Genomic DNA, 17,592 nt, shown 5'->3' with positions numbered 1-17,592 from the left:
TTTTCCGACCTACGTCCTGCAGCAATAATCTTTTATGATTTGACAGGACGTTGTTTTCGATCTTGGATGGCTTGTCTGCCGGGTTTAAAACTTCAAATCTATCCGGTCGTTTCCATCGCTTCAAAAAATACGAGATCGCTTCCCCACTTTTTTACCCTTTTAACAAGAGGATGAAAATAAAAAAGCAACCCATAAGAGTTGCCTTTAAATTCTATTTTGAGATCAGACTACTTTCTCCAGCTACGCTCGTCAGAGACAGTAAGTTTTTTACGTCCTTTCTTTCTACGCGCAGCAAGAACCCTGCGACCATTCGCTGAACTCATACGATTTCTGAAACCATGTTTGTTTCTGCGTTTACGTAACGAGGGTTGAAATGTCCTTTTCATATTGCTATTTTATTATCCGCTAAGGGAGCGCAAAGATAGAAAAAAAGTAAATCAGGCAAAAAGAAAATTTTAAATTTAAATAATGATTTGTCTGGCCAGATACACTACAGCCTTTGTTTCGAAGAAATCTTCCGACCACCAATCGCTAATCTTTTGAATTTCAACATCTTTTCTAAACTCAAATAATTCTTCAGTTAAATCACCCCCTTTCAATACCACCCAACCGTTGGGTAGAGAGCCCTTTTGACCGGAGACCAGTAGTTTTTTCGTCCAATTCACCAATTCGGGCAGGGGTGCTACTGCTCGACTTACCACATAATCAACATTTTGCGACATTTCTTCAGCCCTACTTCGTACCACTTCAACATTGTCTAATTTCAGAATATCCACCATATCCCGCAATGCTTTTATCTTTTTTTCAATAGAATCGGTCAATATAAACTTTGTTTGAGGAAAATAGATGGCCAGAGGAATCCCGGGGAATCCACCACCGGTCCCCACATCAAGTACCACTGCACCGGGATTAAATTGAATAAAACGAGCGATGGCAAGAGAATGCAATACATGCCTGATTTCAAAATGGGTGATATCTTTTCTGGAAATGAGATTGATTTGTTCATTCCATGGAATAAATACTTCTTTAAAGTGCTTGAATTTCAGCTCTTGTTCTTCACTGATTCCCTTCAGATAATCTGCGTATAAAAAAGAAAGCCCCATGTTTGAATTCATGGGGCTAAGTTAGTATAGAGTTCTGTCTAATGGATAACGTACTCGGAATTTTTCATGATCTGATACAGGAACTCCCTGGCACGGAACAATTGCGCTTTCACAGTTCCCAAAGGAAGATTTAACTCCACGGCAATTTCTTCATAGGAGAGTTCCTGATAATATCTCAACTCCACCAATCTCCGGTAGCGCGGCTTCAGTTTATCCACCACATCCTTCATCATCATCACCTTTTGCTTCTTCATCATCACATCGTCAGGGCCCGGACCATCCGATCTCACTTCAAGTGAAACATCCTGCCCTTCTTCATTCTCAAAACCACGATCGATACTCAGCATCAGTTTACGTTTCTTACGGATAAAATCGATACAGTTATTCGTTGCAATCTTAAACAACCATGTACTAAAAGCATAGTCCGGAGTATACTGACGAATATTGCGGAAAGCTTTTCCGAAAGCCTCAATGGTCAAATCTTCAGCATCATCACGATTATTTACCATCTTCAGCAACATATAGTAAATCGAATCCTTATAACGAGACATCAATTCTGCATAAGCCTTCTGATCGCCATTGTCCACCGCCTTTCGAACGAGTTTATAATCTTTAATTGCCTTATCCGACAAATGATGCACTTCTTAATGGATAGGCAAAAGCGCTGAAAATATCGAAAAACGGGATGAACAGGAATACATCCGATTCAGCAAGTTTTTTATATCCTTTCCAGCAAACTATCATTTGAATCGTGAGACGTATAGCAACTATTCCTACGACAATCTGCCAGTTTAGTTTCACAAGAATTGCAAGAATTAACATTAACCAGAACAGAAAAAGACTGAAATAATAATTCCCTACAAAAATCCGATCACTGCTTTTATAGTACGATCCGGCACTCATATGCCTTCTTTTCTGATAAATCCAGGTGACCAGTGAAGTCTTAGGTTTTGAATATGTAAATGACTCAGGTTCAATCACTACAGAAGTGTTATCGCGGGTTGCAGTTTCATTGATAAAAAGGTCATCATCACCTGACATAATATGGTAATGATTAGCGAAACCTTTATTACGGAAGAATAGACTTTTGGTATACCCCATATTTCTTCCAACACCCATATACGCTTTACCCTTCATCGCTCTTCCGAGATAAAGCAAGGCATTCATAACAGTATCAAAACGGATCCACTTGTTCAGAAGTCCCGGCTCTTTATCATATGCGCCATAACCAATCACAATTTCCTTCTTATCTGTAAATCCTGCCATCATTTGCCTGATCCAATTTCGGTGGGCCGGTCTACAGTCTGCATCAGTCAGCAAGATATGTTCGTGAATGGCTGCTTTTATCCCCAAGGTCAATGCAAATTTTTTACCATGCTGGTATTTTTCCTGCTCGCGGATATTTACAATCTTAAGATTTTTGAACGCATCCTCCATTTCATCCAGGTACTTTCCGGACTCATCCCAGGAGCAGTCGTTCACCACCACCACTTGATAATCCGGGTAATCCTGATCCATTATTATGGGGAGGAAGTTACGGAGGTTTTTCAGTTCATTCCGGGCACAAATGATGACAGAAACAGGTTTAAACGATGAAGACTTCGCGGACAGGGAAGATTTTCGGAAGCCCGGCACCGCCATCTCAAATAAGAGGTAATACAACTGTATACCTGCTGCGAAACATAATAAACCCAATACGGAATACTGTATAATCTCTAAATCTATCTGTGGCATCTTTTGTCGAAAGGAACTTTACTAAGCACACAAATCTATCTGCAAGTAATCAGTGAATACGACTCGCTGAAGTTTAAATATTAACAAACGACTCTTGAAAATAAAAGCGGCATAAAAAAAACGATAACGTATTGAAAAGAAGGAACTTAAAAATAAATCCTAAACGATCTGGTCACTAAAACCATAGGAATATAAAAATTTCCCTCAGGCAGAGGCATTCAATGTGTTGTTTTCCGTCTTCACCATACGTCCGGGATACACCTTCAATGCTTCTCTAAGACAATCCATCGCATTTTTCAAGGACTCTAATTTTAGGACATAGGCAATTCGTACCTGATGTTTACCGGACTCCGGCCTAGAGTAAAATCCGGTTGCGGGAGCCAGCATGACCGTTTGATGGTTGTACTCGAAAGACTCCAACAGCCATTGACAAAATTTATCAGCATCATCTACCGGAAGCTGAGCCATGCAATAAAACGCACCGGAGGGTTTCGGACAATAAACACCATCCATTTTATTTAACGTCTCCACAACATAATCACGTCGGGCCACATATTCTTTCTTTACTTCTTCAAAATATTCCTGAGGCGTATCAATGGCGGCCTCTGCAGCAATCTGACCAAATGTAGGAGGACTCAGGCGAGCCTGTGCGAATTTAAGGGCTGCGGCCATTACTTCTTTATTCTTAGATACCAAAGCACCGATTCGGGCACCGCAAGCACTGTAGCGTTTAGAAATACTATCCATCAACACCACATTTTGATCCAATTGATCCAAATGCATTACGGATACATATTCGCGACCATCGTAGCAAAACTCCCTGTATACTTCGTCTGCAAAAAGGAATAAATCATGCTTCAGAACAATCTGTTTTAGAATTTCCAGTTCTTCACGATTGTACAAATACCCTGTTGGATTGCTGGGATTACAAATTAAAATCGCCTTGGTTTTAGGCGTAATTGCCTTTTCAAACTCACTGATTGGTGGCAGTGCGAATCCTGTCTCTATACTGGAAGGAATAGGTTTTACCACCACGTTCGCCTGCGTACTGAATCCATTGTAATTGGCATAGTACGGCTCCGGAACAATGATTTCATCACCGGGATTAAGACAGGCCATCATTCCAATCTCGATCGCTTCAGAGCCACCGGTAGTAATGATGATGTCGGTCCAATCCACATTGATATTGTAACTTTTATAATAGCCTGCCAATTTTTTTCTGTACGATTCAATGCCGGCGGAGTGGCTATACTCCACCACTTTAAGATCAATATTACGTATGGCATTCATCATCACCTCCGGGGTATGAATGTCAGGTTGACCTATATTTAAGTGAAAAATTGTGACCCCTCTTTTTTTTGCCGCTTCGGCATATGGCACTAATTTTCGAATAGGACTTGGGGGCATCAGGAGCCCTTTATCAGAGATTTTCGGCATGGGTATAAAATAAATAGTCCCGGCAAAATACCGGGACTACAAATTTAAGCTATTTTCTACTTGGAATTACTTTTGAGGAGCAGCGTTTGCAGGCTGTGTAGCCGGAGCTTCAACAGTTCCTTTCAAGTGAAGAATTCGTGGACTGTTTTTAGCATTAGAAGTAATGGTTACCGTTTTATCCTGCATACCCATTTTACCGGCTGAATTGAAGGTTACTTTAATAGAACCCGTTGCACCTTTTTTAATCGGCTCTTTAGGATATTGAGGAACAGTACATCCGCAAGAACCCTGAGCGTTAGTGATGATCATATCTTCCTTACCGTTATTGGTAAATGAAAACTCATGCGTCACTGATTCACCTTGCTTAATCGTACCGAAGTTAAATTCTTCGGCATCGAATACCATTTCAGAAGCATTTTTGTTATCGACAGCAGTTTGAGCATCAGTAGCAGCAGGAGCGGCAACAGGCTTAGCCATAACTTTGTCATTTTGGGCATTTACAGAACCTGCGACGAGTAATAGACTACAAGCGGCAAGAAGGAATAATTTTTTCATGATTTATTTTTTGAGTTAAGTTTATTTCGATTGATTTTCAAGGGGAGACATTCCTCCGTCCTTTCTTACCGGCATTAAGTCCTCCGATTGCTCTTGGGACTTCACTACACCTTTGATTGTAAGAACTTTAGATGCTGATTTCGCATTAGACATCACAGTTACTGTTTTAGTAAAAGGCCCGGGACGTTTGGTATCATAGTTCACGTTAATATAGGCTGATTGCCCCTTCAGAATAGGTTCTTTGGGCCATTTTGGCACTGTACAACCGCAAGACCCCTGACTGCTGGTAATTACCAATGGTTCATTCCCGGTATTGGTAAATTTAAAGGCATAGGCACCATCTGCACCAAACTCAATTGTTCCGTAATCATGCAATTCCTTCTCGAAGGTGATTTCAGCCGCATTCTTGTCAACTGCTTGTTTTTGATCCTGAGCAATGCTAAGATTTACCAGAGCAAGCAAGAAAACAGAGAGAGAAAGTAGATATTTCATGCGTTTAGATTTTTAAGAGTTTTACGATTTGAATGAGCCAAAGTTCATCTATTATTATGAATTAAGAATGAACCTTGATTTATCCTTTGGGATTATACAAGTGCAAAGCAAATACATAGTGATGAACTCATCATGAAGCAATGAGCTCTAGTCCATGATTTTATGATGAACAGGAGCAAAAATTGAATTTAAAGCAACTATTTATCGGGAGTGATCACTGTTTGGAGTTCCCCATATGCAGATTTAATAAAATAAATAGCCCATAAGGTTATTCCTGTAAATTTCATTGAATCCTCGATATACGTATCGAAAGGCACCCCTTCGAAAAACAAATCAAAGGTCATTGAAACGGCAAATAACAAATAAGCCAGGAATATTAATGCCACATTTTGATTTAATAAAATGGCTAAAAACTTAAAAGAATATAGGGTTATTAGGGCAAGATAAAATAGATAAAATAGCTTTTCTGAAATTCCAACATATTCCGGCAGCACAATTTCATGCAACATAAATTGATCATCCAGGGTGAGAATAAGGGTTATCAGACCACTCCAAAAGAAAAAAATACTATACTTCTCTTTTGTTTTAATCTTTCTTAATATTCTCCAGGTAAATCCGCAAACGGCCAATGCAGCACACCAAAGAAAAATACCCAAATAACTGATCACCCCGACCCAGGGTTCATGATGATAAACTCCACTATAATCGCGGGTAATATCAGAGGGTTCAATTCCAAACTTAAGTGCTATGATTAGAACGAAAAACAGAAAGACCCCAATAATTATAAAAGCTTTTAATAAAAGTTTATAATGCAACCTAACAGAATTTCTCAAAACTTTAAAAATAGATACTACCCCTGCTTTGTTTAGTAAAGCAACAATAGCATCCAATTCTACTGTACTAAAACTTAAATAACGACCAAATTTGCCCAATTCCTTTAAATTTTCAATTATTACGGTAAGCCGAATCATTATTAATCTTCTCTTCCAATATAAACTTCATTGAAGTACGTAAATAATAAACTGTCCACACTATAATTCCGGTGAACTTAAAACAATCTTCCCAAAAAGCATGATGCTTATCGGCAGGGATAAAATTATTATCCACAAGTAAAGAAATAAAAAACATACCGAGCGCCAATAACCACATGGTGAAATCGGTTTGGATAAATAATTTAAAACATGAAATAACTATAACTACAACACAAATAAAATACGCCACAAAAAAGAGTTTTTCCGGAATATAGAAAAAGTCATTAAACATTTTTTCATGCATCTGAAAAACATCATCAAACCCCATTAATAATGCCAATAATCCGGCAAACAACATCAGGCGCATTTTCACTTTATCTCCTTTAAGAATTCGCAGGAAAAAAAAAGTAAACAAACAAATAGTGGCTGAAGCACTCCAGAAAAAGATTCCGGCATTCGAAATCATTCCTGTATAGACATGGCCTTTTAAAATGGTATTGGGATCACGAGTCAGTTCTCCAAAATCCTCCAGGCCGAGATAAGTCCCGAATTTCCAGGTCAATAGCAGAATCAGAGCAGGAAACCCTAAAGCAAAAAGGTATGCTTTAAAGTTCACAACAACATTATTTATGGCCAATGAAATCAGGTTCATGCGTCAAAATTATCTCCTTCAACGTTGAGACTCAACTTTAGTTTTAAAATTTAATAACAAGTTGTTTGAAATTCATGGAAACTGTATTTTTAGGCTACTCTAAATACTGACTATCATGCTTTTAATTGTTAAATCAACTATTTTTGGGAACAGTAGTATTTTGATCTATCTTTGCAGCCCAAACAGGGAATTTCTGTTTGTTCGGTTCGGTAGTTCAGCTGGTTAGAATACATGCCTGTCACGCATGGGGTCGCGGGTTCGAGTCCCGTCCGGACCGCTTAAAAAAGGAGCAATTTGCTCCTTTTTTTATGTCTAATTGTTTCATTTCTAGTGTTTCTTGAGGGACTTTTGCATCCTGTAGGCATAAAAATATTAGCCTGAATTTCTGTAATTATTAACCCGAAAGGGTCCTATATCGCTTTAATCACTAATTATTCAGGCTAGTTCAGGTTAATCAACTTGCATTTCCGGCTATTTATGGTTAATATTGATTCGAATTTTATAAGTTATTGCATAGCCATGAAATCATTCAAGGTAAACTTCAAACTTCAGCATGTCTCTAGCGCCACAAAGCCAATACAGGTGATTATTAGCTTAGGTACAAAGTATAATGGAAAATACCTTACCGTTGAAAAGTCAACCGGCCTAAGTCTGCTCGAGGGTGAATGGGATGCATTCAGGAGACTTCCAAGGAATCCTGCACTGGCAATGAAATTTATCAGACTGGAAGAATCAATTAATGATTGGCTGAATGAATTAAATCTGGAACAGGAAGAAGAGAATTTGAACAATGAACAATTCGACTTACGGATTGCCGGACTCCATGAACGCAAGTACTTCCATACAATGCTGAGGATAAAATCAAGAGATTTATTGAAGGCAAGATTACGGAGCAGAATCTTTTGCTAAAACAAGTGAAAGACCATTATGCCCGCCCGGTAAAGGATATTTTAAATGATGTCATGAGCAAGATGAAGAATTTTAATTATTCTATTGTTGACAGCAAAGGAAAGGTGGTTGATATGGAAAAATTCTTTTCTAATTTGAATTATACACCTGAGGAATTGACATCGACAGCGCAGAAACCTATTATAATTCGTAAGCCCGATGTTCAGAACGATCTCATCCATCAGGATGATAGGTATTCAGTTCCTTTTATCAATATATCATCGATGTAGCTGACAAGAAAGTAATGCGACAATTGCTGAAAAAAGATGGTGCTAGAGATTACAAGCAGAAGCTTTCCGCCCAATTTAAGCTATGGAATGAGAAGATCACCATTGGTGATATGACTGATGACATAGCCGCTGAGTTCTTTTATTGGCTGATGGACACCTACGATTTTTCAGCTAATTATTATGCAAACTTTAAGAAGTGGATGAAAGCGGTGCTGCGTTGGGCTAAGATTGAAGATAAATTGCAATTACCCGGAGTTGAAACGGAAAGCCTGGTCTATCAGCAGAACAAAGAAAAAGTTAGTTTCCCCTACCTTACAGAAGAAATGCTGCAGCTGCTCATCAATATGCAGTTTGATGCAAGTGAGAAACATCTGGAGTATACGCGTGACCTCTTTTATCTGGCCTCCTATACCGGTGGCCTCACATTCGGTGACCTCTCACAGGCTTTCCATGTTCAAAATAGAAATGTTGATGGCTATCGGATCAACTATATTTCCATTACCCGGAATAAAACAGGCATTAAGGCCGAGATTCCTCTCATGGATTTTGTTTATGAGATTTTAAAAAAGTACAACTTCAAGTTTAAGGCAATTACCAACCAACATTACAACCGGAACATTCAGAGTGTTTGCGAATTAGCCGGATTTAAAGATGATTTTATTCAGACCCGGTTAAATATTAAAACTAAAGACCAGAAACCGGTTGCTACTCCTTTCTATCAATTGATCGGATCGCATACTGCCCGCCGTAATTTCTGCACCAATTTCTATTACCACCGAAAAATGGATGCTCATTTAATCATGCAGTTTTCGCAGCACACCAAACTAGAGTCTTTTTTAAACTACGTGAAGGCTTCGGCAAATGTGAAGTTTGATGAGTTTGCGAAGCGGGTGGTGATTAATGAAAGGAATACTTGAAAATTTACTTTATTAGTATGACAGCCTAATATATTAATGACTTTTTTTTCAATATTCTTTTGATCAAAATACACTGTTATAATTTATCCCAGTTGACAGCGTCAATCCTGGTAGCAAAATTCCTTGCTGTAATATATTTTATTATAATAAGGATTGTATCCTAAATTATTCGCCCTCCATTCAAATGTCTTTTTGTCTGTTCCAAACAAATACACCTCATTTTTTATTGGATATTCAGAAGCAAACTTTATGCATGCGAACTCAATTTGCTTTTCAGAATATTCAAATGAAGTAGTTTTATAAATATTGTCTTTATAATCAAATTCGAAGAAGGCCAATGAATTTCCTATCAGTTTTAACTTTCCCACAGTCATAGTATCAATTTCAATAGCTGGATCTTTTGTGCGATCTATTTTATATTTAAAAACAAGTCCCAAATAACTTTCTCTATATTTCTTTCTTTAAGCAATACAGCCTCATTGTAATTCCATGAATTTTCACTAATTATTAGACCACTCAAATATATGAATGGTATAAACCTCCCATTCAAGGATTCTAAATACAACAAAAATTCTTTCAATCAATTTAACACAATCATTTGGTCGCTTTACAACTTGATGTTCAGTAAATCGTAAGACGAACCAATTTGAATCTAGAAAATATTGATCCCTAAAATCATCTCTAGTTTCTTCATCTACTTCCCTTACATGAATTGGATAACCATATTGGCTTTCTTAAGGTTCATCAATCTCTATATTAATGCGAATGTTATCTTTTATAAATGCGAGATCGCATTGAAAAGGTTTTTCAAAATCTCCAACAAAAATATTTTTCTTAATTTCAAGCGGATAAATCTTTTTTAAATAATCAAAAAAACTTTTTTCACTGATCCCAATCGTACGATTATCAAAGTAATTATCCCTGGGATCAAGAGATTTTATTTTAGTTAACTTGCTTTTTCTATATTTTTTTACATTATCACGATGCATAATTCTTTCACATTCTAATTTGTATTTTTTTGTTTCTAAATCATATTCTTCAGAAGCAATTATATTATGTTTGGTGATCTGCTTTCTTATAATTATACTGTTAAAGTAATTTATTATAAAATAAATAGTCGAACCAACAAAGCCTGTAAGGAATGTGAATAAATAAAACGCTTCATTTAATTCTTTTTGATCTAGCATTGATCCAAAAAGTAAGAGCAAATATGGTATTAATAAAATCTTTAAGCATATAATAATAGCATTAAAATATTCGATCCTTTTGCACCTCTAATTGTTAATTTAATTGGCCTCATAGGCAAAGGAGGGGTGTCATCTTTAAGATCTAAAAATGCTTTTGGAATTTTTATTATTGGATAAGTTACTTTCAAATTATTTTATTTAATATGATTATTTGGAATAAGTTGGCAAAAAGGCAAACGAATCTAAGTGACAATGTGAAATATATAACTAAAAGGTAATTCATTTAAATGTTGTATAAAACTAAATTTCTTATATCTTCAGCAGTAAACACCTGACTAATAAATGTCGGGTAGTTTGTGGTGGCTCAAGTATGCGAATTTTTCGGACACCACTTCGGGGTACTTGATGGTAACGGGCAGGTACTGCAGGCTTACATTTTTCAAATTTATACTACTGAACTGGTTGACTAATTTGGATTCTGTACTTTCATGAAACAATTCAATCAACTTATTCCAATAGAAAGGAGCAAACCCATTCTGGTTCTCGCAATTGAAAGCAAAAGTTTGGTTAGCTACTACCGGTTTGAATGGGATAATATTGAGTTGAATCTGATTCATTTGAAAATATTTATGTCATTTATCGAAGTTTCTTTTTTTACATTTTGCTTTTATTTATAGTGACTTTGTGTTACCCTTTCATAGTTAAATATCCCTTTCCGACTGCACTATCCTTCTTCGCCAAAAGAATATTGAAAGATGTAGGTGTTATATTCGATAGTTCAAAGTAGGAATACCAAGGTTTATATCCCAACTCATTTATCAACATAGATTTTGATGCAGACAACTTTATGTCTGTAAATACTATCAATTCTGAAATAACCTTGTTTGAAATACTAAGCTTTGAACCAGTAGAATATATTCCGACCTTAACCCGTTCGATAGTTCCACATTCGATTAAGAAAGGCAGTATCTCTGTTACGGCAATATGCATCGCCCTGTTGCTGCCATAAGCAGAACCAATCTTGTGAATGATTACCTCCTTGCTCACAATAGACTGAACTTTAAAAGCCTGAGCAAAACCAATCAGAATATCATAGGTGATTGGAAAGCTGTTACAAAACAGGCAAAGCACAAGAGCTTTTCTTTCTCCGGATGAGAGTTGAGCAAATGCACCGGCATCGAGTTGCTTTGAAAACTTACTAATGATGCCTTCGTTCTTTGCAAGTAATACGCTAATGTGTTTTAATATCTTACCTGCCCGATTTTCACCCTTGGTAAATTGCTTGATATGAGAAAGGCATTTTTCTTTATCCAGTTTGCCATTGGATAAGTAATCATATATGGCGGCCTCCAATACCTCATATTGGACCCTACTTTCCACGCCTATATATTTTCCTTTACTACTCATTGATGCTGATGAATGGGACTATAACCTCCCAGATATGAGAACCGCCATGCGTTATAACCTGGCTGTTTTCGGTTGTAAATGCCTCTTGTTTTCTTAGGTAAAGAGAAAGACCTTTTTTGCCCACTTCTATTTCCGGATTCTGGTCAATAAAACTTTGCAATAAGGTTTCATTGGTAAAATGAAGATGGCGTTTGCCACGACTTAATGCACCTACCTTGTCTTTCATGGTTAAATTCTTCAAGCCTGCGGCTTCTATGTTTCCGTGATCGGAAGTGATGTACACCTGAAAACCTCTTGAACGTAATGACAAAATGATTTCAACTATGTTTGATTTTGCAATCCACTGCTCAGTTGACATTTTCAACTGGCTGTTACCCAAGATTGAACCATGCATGATTTCATCCAAATCATTGCAGACCAAACCAAGAGTAGTAATATCCTGTGGAATATCTGAAAGTTCTAATGGTTCATTTACACTAAACTTCTTGTAGGCAATCTGATACCCTTGTACACCCTGCTTTATCCAATAGGCCTCAAATAGTTTTGCTTCCTTGGAATTATCGGCTGATAAATCAGGCTTATCACCCTTAAAAATGGCTTGCCTGGACCAGGCTGTAATGGTGGGTATATACGCTAAAGATGCATTGATGAATAATGGATACCGGCATCTGCTAATGCCTTGCTCAAAATATTCCATTGCCAGTAGTTCATTCCATCAATAACCAGCAGTGCTTTCTTTTTAGCAGGCTTTGCATTGATGTGTTCCAATATCCGTGAAACGACTACCGGTTTTCTTACACCACTCAGGGAAAATAAACTTCCGTAGGTATTATCAATGAAACGCTGGAAACGTATGTTGAAAGCATTTTCAATTTTCTGATAGGCAGTTTTCAATTCGTCATTGGCGGATGATAAATACCTTAACTTGGCATTAGCCAGCACTTGTATGATTTTGAACCACTGATCAGCGATGTCTTCAATTATTTCAAGTTGCTGCTTCAGGTATTCAATAAGGCCTTCCAGTTCGTTATCATTGTGACCGTTTGCATCCACATACACACCAATCTTCAGCGGCTTAGGAAATTTATCATAAGTATCAGGGCTTACCTGTATTGGGCTTAGATATTCAAAAGCGAAGAGATAACCTAAACTCTTATTCAAAAGTAGCTCCTTGAAATCAAGCAATGAGCTCCGTTTGTCACAAACGCCTGCCACTGTTCCTGAATAAACTTCACCAGGCTGGCGTTGCTTAAAACCTGTGAAACCAATGTTGGAAAATAAGGTTTTGCAATATTGGTGAGAAACTTAGTCAGTGGTTCATTGATGCCATTCTTTTCAAGAAACACCGTGATGAGTGCATTGAGTATCCTTTCCTTTGCCTTGTTGTTCGTCAGTGTATCAAAATCTACGTTATACAAATTCTCCAAAAGGAATTTCAGCGTCTTATCATGGCTTAAATCCTCATAGGGCTTGATGTTGGAAAGCAAACAAAGTGCATTAAAGCTTAATCCCTTGATTGCTTTAGCATCAAGGTTGGGAAACAACTGAGGCAGACCGATGGATTTAAAGTGAACCTGTGTTTCAATATCCGGCAATGGACGATATGCTGCAGGTGCTATAATGAGTGCCTTCGTATCCGAATCTCGTACCTGCAATTCAAACGCTAAGCGTACCGCTAAATCAGTTTTACAAGTCAGAATAGTATAGCCTTCATTTTCAAATGCCGACTTCAGTTCTGCATAATCGAATAGGTTATCCTGATCAGCCACAATGATGTGCTGTTTGTGACTGGATATCACCAACTTTTTATATTTATCAACCCAATTACTCATTGACAATATTTACCATGAGCAGGCAGGATAAAGAAGGTACAATTTGACGGGCTGATTCAAAAGTCTCTTCCCATTGTTCTTTATCCTTGTGCAGGCGGTTTAACCTTGATTGTTTGATGTTTTCAATTCCAATACGGTGCATTTGCTTTTCCTGAAAATCAAATGACTTATCCTTATTGGCTTTTATCTTTTCCGTGTTCTGTAAAATGCTGCTTTCAAATTCTTCATATTTCTGCTGCATCAATTCTTCAGCCTTAGCTGAGATATTGGCATATGCTGCTTTTGAATCATCAACAGCCATTACCCCAACGCAATCGAAGTAGTCGTTCTCCTGAATCAGTTTATCCCATACACTTTGGGCAAATGCCGAAAAGTTTTCGCCTTCTGATGATATGAATACCGGTTGAATGACCTGGGTGGTTTCAAACTGATTCTTCACTTCCAAATGCCACAAAGACCAAAAGCCTGATGTTGAGTTACCTTGTTTGATTTTCACTTTAGGTATCGGCTGAGAGGCAGTGTATGGTATTGCATCACGTAAGATTGTTTGGATGATTTCATGTTGCAGCGAGACAGGTTCCGGAATAGGATTGTTTACACTTTCCCTGATATTAAAAGTGTAAATCCCTTCCTTGTGACCCGGAAACTTGAACCGGATACCATCAATCAAATTGTGGTAAGCAATACCTTTTGTATGCAAGTAGTTTTTAGTTAAACCTTCCAACCATTTTGGAAGCGGACTGTGCTTAATGGCATCCACTTTTTCTACTTTGATATCCTTCGATGCCAAAGTGGGCAAAGCGCCTTCTGTACTTTTATAGTCTCGCAGCTTACCTTTTATTTCGTCAAGCCAGTTATTACTCTCCTGCTCAAACCTTGCAGGATTCAGTAAAGAAGTTAGATATAAGCGATTCAACTGGTCTCGTTCTAACGTGCTGTCCAATACATCAGAGGTCTTGTCTATACCCAATTCATTCATGATTTGGGTGAGCTTGGTTTCCACCACTTCATACACTCGTTTGTCCACCGAGTTATCGAGCATCATATTTAAAGCCACTACTTCATGACTTTGACCAATACGATCCACACGACCTATTCTTTGCTCCAGCACCATTGGGGTCCAGGGCATGTCGTAATTAATTACGATGTGTGCAAACTGCATATTGAGTGATTCACCGGCAGCATCTGTACAAATAAGTATCTGAGCACCTTCCTTAAATAGCTTGAGTGCATTTACCCGTTGGTCAAAATCCATTGAGCCATTGATGGCTTCACAGATATAACCACCCTTTTCTTCCAGCACCTTCTTCAGCATAAACTGGGTACTGGTGAACTCGGTGAAGATGAGAAACTTCAAATCAGGGTTCTGTTCATCTCTTTTTAGTTCCTGTAATCTGTTCAAAAGAAATTCTACCTTGGCGTCTGTTTCTGTATCCAGGCAGTCTTTTGCATCCCTGATCAAACCTTGCAGTATGCTTAATTCTGTATCGTAATTGGCCTGCGCTTCTTCTACCAATGAAAATACCTTCTGTTCAAAATCCAACTCCATCTGGCCTTCAAAGCCAAACTCTTCCATGTTGTTAATGATGTTCTCCTTATTCACTTCCTGCCTTTCACCTGAGAGCCTATCTGCCCGTTTTTGCATGGCATCCAAAATAGCCTGAGTGGAACTGCTCATCATCCGCTGGAACAGAATCATTACAAAACCATAGGAAGTATTCTTCGTTTGCTGGGCCAGGTTGAACCCACTCACTACATATTCGGTTACCGCATCGTATAGGGCTTTTTGCTTGCGGTGGCTGACATCATTGTAAACAACTTCAATCTTCTTCGTGTGCCGTTTATTGAAAAGGGGTTTGCCATTGTAGTCAATCGCCTGTCTTTTTTCAGTGCGAACTACATAAGGCTCCAATTCCGGTATGGTTGGCATGCCTTCCCCTGCAAATGCATCCGCATTCAGCAATTGCAGTATCCTGCGGAAGTGGTCACTCTTTCCTCTGTGGGGTGTTGCTGAAAGCAACAGCACATTGGGTATGGCATTGCACAACACATCGGCCATTTGGAAGCGGCCTACCTGTGTACTGCTACCACCTACTTTGTGGCACTCGTCTATCACCAGTAAATCAAATTCTGCTTCCAGTACACTTTGTATCCTGTATCGGTTATATTCTTCTACCTTTTGCTTGTTCCATCCTTGCCGTGTTTCAATGGGCTTTAAGGCATCCATCGAAACGATGATCTGATTGTGTTGGGTGAAGAGGTTGATTTCATTATCAACTTCGAGCCTCGCAAATGTGCGGCTCACGGTATTGATGTAATCTGTATCGTAAATATGAAACAGCTCATTGAAATGCTTCTTCATTTCCTGCTGCCATTGACCCATGGCTGATTTGGGAACTACAATCAAGGTGCGTTTGGCAATGCCTCGCAACTTCAACTCTTTTAGCACCAGGCCAGTTTCAATGGTTTTACCCATACCCACCTCATCTGCAATCAGGAAACGCAGGAACTGCCCAGCCATCACTTTTTCCACAGCCAAAATCTGATGCGGCAGCGGCACAATATTGCTCTCGATGGGTGCAAGCATGGCTTGCTTAAAAACCTCGCTTTTTATTTTAGCGGCTATTGCTTTGAATGCTATCTCTGCATCGGTGGGAACTTTCTTTTCATCCGACAACTCAGAAAAAGGAACAGATTTTACCTCTCCGGTGGACAATATCTTTACCTCGGCTATTTGTTTTCCAAACACCGATTTTCTGGATAGTATTTCTATTTCTTTCCCCTGATAAATCATAATACCCAATATTGTTTAGCCCATTCTGCAATCTTTTCTGCTCTGGTTTCAATGTCTTGTTTCTTCCAATCGGTTTTCGGATCGGCAGTTATACGAGCAATGGACCAATCCTTTAAATGCTCCTGGTAGAAACTCTTCTTTACACTGTATTCAAAATTCTTCACCTCATTGTTGGTGGCAGGATCAATCACAAAGAGGTTCCCGATGTTATGGACCAGCGCATTGTAAGCATCCGTATCAATCTCACCGGCATCATCTACTACACCTGCTTCAGCATACCAAAAATCGGTGCCGGTTTGGGGCATCAGATGTTCCAGCTGATAATCCAGAATGCTTCTGTTACCACGTTCACCTTCTTCATGATGCCTCAAGATAATACGAGCCGGATAGTTACCATGGTAACCTGCAATTTTTACCAGCGTTTCAAATGTGGCATCATCAGGTGCATCAGCCCTTAGTGTTCTTGCAATCAACGCATTGACCCGTTGCTTAGGTAGCTTCAACGCTTCTGTTTCGCTTTCAGAATCACCTTCTTCCGGCTTGCAAAAATCAACGCCACTGAACCAACCCACAAACTTTCTTTCCCTTGACCGCTTTCTTGAAATGGCCATCCTGATTTGATAAGCTGCCAGCATTCGCAGTAATGCTTCTTCAAAAATGGCCTTCTTACCAAAGGCAGCTGCATATTGAAAGAGCAAGGAAGTAAAATCTCTGCGACCCAAATCCCGCAGCACACGTAACGCCTTTCTTGCATCGGAAGTGATAGTTAAACCATCTGAGAAATGCTTAGGAATGCTATCAATATCTACATGCCAGAACCAATGGAATATTTCACTGTTGTCAGCAATATCTAGGGTAGTAAGAGTAGTTGGATAGAGTTTGGTAATCTCCTTGAATAAGGCATTCTCGGTAACAAACTTCTTCGCTTTATATCGGGAAAGGAACAAAAGATATGCTGTTGAATCGCCCTTTAATGGCAATATTTTTTCCTCCCATATCTGCCCTGCCTGCTCACCAATATCGGACCTGCCACACACATAAGCTTTCACTAAATCGGTAGGGTTTAGTGGCTCACCTTTTCCGTTTAAGCCAATGAACAAGTCCCAGGCTTTTCCATAATCGTCTGCCACAATCACTATGAACTGAGTGTACTCACGAAGGAAAGCAGAGAAAGAATCCGGGTAATGCTTTAAGATACTCTGCATAAGCATCCGTAAGGTCTTCCCACAGCACCTCGTAGTTTTCGTGCTCCGTATAAGGGACGCTGATACTGCGGGATGGTATATACATCCACTTCAGAACTGTTTAAGGTAGCCGCAAAGCTTAAGGCATC

General features: G+C 38.7%; 20 protein-coding genes and 1 tRNA gene. 4 read left to right on the top strand and 17 right to left on the bottom strand.

The features are described from left to right. Positions 1 to 227: 227 nt before the first annotated feature. The 9 genes from rpmH to IPJ86_10690 all read right to left on the bottom strand — a co-directional run bounded on the left by rpmH (position 228) and on the right by IPJ86_10690 (position 6,944). Complete coding sequence (rpmH, locus tag IPJ86_10730) at positions 228 to 386, bottom strand: 50S ribosomal protein L34 (protein MBK7887738.1); 159 nt, start codon at positions 384 to 386, stop codon at positions 228 to 230. A gap of 75 nt (positions 387 to 461) precedes the next feature. Further along, positions 462 to 1,103, bottom strand: a complete 642-nt coding sequence (gene rsmG / locus IPJ86_10725) for a 16S rRNA (guanine(527)-N(7))-methyltransferase RsmG (GenBank protein ID MBK7887737.1) — start codon at positions 1,101 to 1,103, stop codon at positions 462 to 464. A gap of 38 nt (positions 1,104 to 1,141) precedes the next feature. Beyond that, on the bottom strand, positions 1,142 to 1,744 hold the full coding sequence (locus tag IPJ86_10720) for a sigma-70 family RNA polymerase sigma factor (GenBank protein MBK7887736.1): 603 nt from the start codon (positions 1,742 to 1,744) through the stop codon (positions 1,142 to 1,144). Continuing rightward, positions 1,725 to 2,837, bottom strand: coding sequence for a glycosyltransferase (locus tag IPJ86_10715; protein MBK7887735.1), 1,113 nt, complete (start codon positions 2,835 to 2,837; stop codon positions 1,725 to 1,727). The genes IPJ86_10720 and IPJ86_10715 overlap by 20 nt, the downstream gene beginning before the upstream one ends. Positions 2,838 to 3,041: 204 nt before the next feature. Further along, entirely contained in the window at positions 3,042 to 4,274 is a 1,233-nt protein-coding gene (locus IPJ86_10710) for a pyridoxal phosphate-dependent aminotransferase (GenBank protein ID MBK7887734.1), read from the bottom strand. Between the two features lie 66 nt (positions 4,275 to 4,340). Next, positions 4,341 to 4,829 carry a DUF1573 domain-containing protein gene (locus IPJ86_10705; protein ID MBK7887733.1) on the bottom strand — a complete coding sequence of 163 codons (489 nt, stop codon included), beginning with the start codon at positions 4,827 to 4,829 and terminating at the stop codon, positions 4,341 to 4,343. A 21-nt stretch (positions 4,830 to 4,850) separates the two neighbouring features. Further along, on the bottom strand, positions 4,851 to 5,321 hold the full coding sequence (locus IPJ86_10700) for a DUF1573 domain-containing protein (GenBank protein MBK7887732.1): 471 nt from the start codon (positions 5,319 to 5,321) through the stop codon (positions 4,851 to 4,853). 197 nt (positions 5,322 to 5,518) lie between these two features. Continuing rightward, positions 5,519 to 6,292: a hypothetical protein gene (locus tag IPJ86_10695; protein MBK7887731.1), complete on the bottom strand. Its 774-nt coding sequence runs from the start codon at positions 6,290 to 6,292 to the stop codon at positions 5,519 to 5,521. Next, positions 6,267 to 6,944, bottom strand: coding sequence for a hypothetical protein (locus IPJ86_10690; GenBank protein ID MBK7887730.1), 678 nt, complete (start codon positions 6,942 to 6,944; stop codon positions 6,267 to 6,269). Before IPJ86_10690 ends, IPJ86_10695 begins: the two co-directional genes overlap by 26 nt. A gap of 203 nt (positions 6,945 to 7,147) precedes the next feature. Between IPJ86_10690 and IPJ86_10685 the strand changes: the two genes are divergently transcribed. The 4 genes from IPJ86_10685 (at position 7,148) to IPJ86_10670 (ending at position 9,039) form a co-directional block, all read left to right on the top strand. Then, a tRNA-Asp gene (locus IPJ86_10685) sits at positions 7,148 to 7,221 on the top strand. A 242-nt stretch (positions 7,222 to 7,463) separates the two neighbouring features. Then, positions 7,464 to 7,853 carry a hypothetical protein gene (locus tag IPJ86_10680; protein MBK7887729.1) on the top strand — a complete coding sequence of 130 codons (390 nt, stop codon included), beginning with the start codon at positions 7,464 to 7,466 and terminating at the stop codon, positions 7,851 to 7,853. A gap of 5 nt (positions 7,854 to 7,858) precedes the next feature. Continuing rightward, complete coding sequence (locus IPJ86_10675; protein MBK7887728.1) at positions 7,859 to 8,122, top strand: hypothetical protein; 264 nt, start codon at positions 7,859 to 7,861, stop codon at positions 8,120 to 8,122. A gap of 14 nt (positions 8,123 to 8,136) precedes the next feature. After that, positions 8,137 to 9,039 (top strand): hypothetical protein, encoded by a 903-nt coding sequence (locus tag IPJ86_10670; GenBank protein ID MBK7887727.1) that lies wholly within the window; start codon positions 8,137 to 8,139, stop codon positions 9,037 to 9,039. 101 nt (positions 9,040 to 9,140) lie between these two features. On the opposite strand, the gene IPJ86_10665 is transcribed toward IPJ86_10670, so the two are convergent. The 8 genes from IPJ86_10665 to IPJ86_10630 all read right to left on the bottom strand — a co-directional run bounded on the left by IPJ86_10665 (position 9,141) and on the right by IPJ86_10630 (position 17,464). Further along, positions 9,141 to 9,413 (bottom strand): hypothetical protein, encoded by a 273-nt coding sequence (locus IPJ86_10665; GenBank protein MBK7887726.1) that lies wholly within the window; start codon positions 9,411 to 9,413, stop codon positions 9,141 to 9,143. Positions 9,414 to 9,773: 360 nt separating this feature from the next. Continuing rightward, positions 9,774 to 10,226 (bottom strand): hypothetical protein, encoded by a 453-nt coding sequence (locus tag IPJ86_10660; protein MBK7887725.1) that lies wholly within the window; start codon positions 10,224 to 10,226, stop codon positions 9,774 to 9,776. 687 nt (positions 10,227 to 10,913) lie between these two features. Continuing rightward, complete coding sequence (locus IPJ86_10655; GenBank protein ID MBK7887724.1) at positions 10,914 to 11,633, bottom strand: hypothetical protein; 720 nt, start codon at positions 11,631 to 11,633, stop codon at positions 10,914 to 10,916. Further along, positions 11,626 to 12,330: a PglZ domain-containing protein gene (locus IPJ86_10650; GenBank protein ID MBK7887723.1), complete on the bottom strand. Its 705-nt coding sequence runs from the start codon at positions 12,328 to 12,330 to the stop codon at positions 11,626 to 11,628. The genes IPJ86_10655 and IPJ86_10650 overlap by 8 nt, the downstream gene beginning before the upstream one ends. Beyond that, positions 12,267 to 12,794, bottom strand: coding sequence for a hypothetical protein (locus IPJ86_10645; protein ID MBK7887722.1), 528 nt, complete (start codon positions 12,792 to 12,794; stop codon positions 12,267 to 12,269). Before IPJ86_10645 ends, IPJ86_10650 begins: the two co-directional genes overlap by 64 nt. Beyond that, complete coding sequence (locus IPJ86_10640) at positions 12,791 to 13,465, bottom strand: hypothetical protein (GenBank protein ID MBK7887721.1); 675 nt, start codon at positions 13,463 to 13,465, stop codon at positions 12,791 to 12,793. Before IPJ86_10640 ends, IPJ86_10645 begins: the two co-directional genes overlap by 4 nt. After that, positions 13,458 to 16,259, bottom strand: coding sequence for a DEAD/DEAH box helicase family protein (locus tag IPJ86_10635; GenBank protein MBK7887720.1), 2,802 nt, complete (start codon positions 16,257 to 16,259; stop codon positions 13,458 to 13,460). The genes IPJ86_10640 and IPJ86_10635 overlap by 8 nt, the downstream gene beginning before the upstream one ends. Further along, a complete protein-coding gene (locus IPJ86_10630) occupies positions 16,256 to 17,464 on the bottom strand; it encodes an HNH endonuclease (GenBank protein ID MBK7887719.1) in 1,209 nt (402 codons plus the stop codon). The genes IPJ86_10635 and IPJ86_10630 overlap by 4 nt, the downstream gene beginning before the upstream one ends. Positions 17,465 to 17,592 lie beyond the last annotated feature (128 nt).

The organism is Bacteroidota bacterium (genome assembly GCA_016713925.1).
GTDB lineage: Bacteria > Bacteroidota > Bacteroidia > AKYH767-A > OLB10 > JAJTFW01.
The sequence above is the reverse complement of the archived record's forward strand: the minus strand, read 5'-3'. Positions and strand labels throughout refer to the sequence as shown.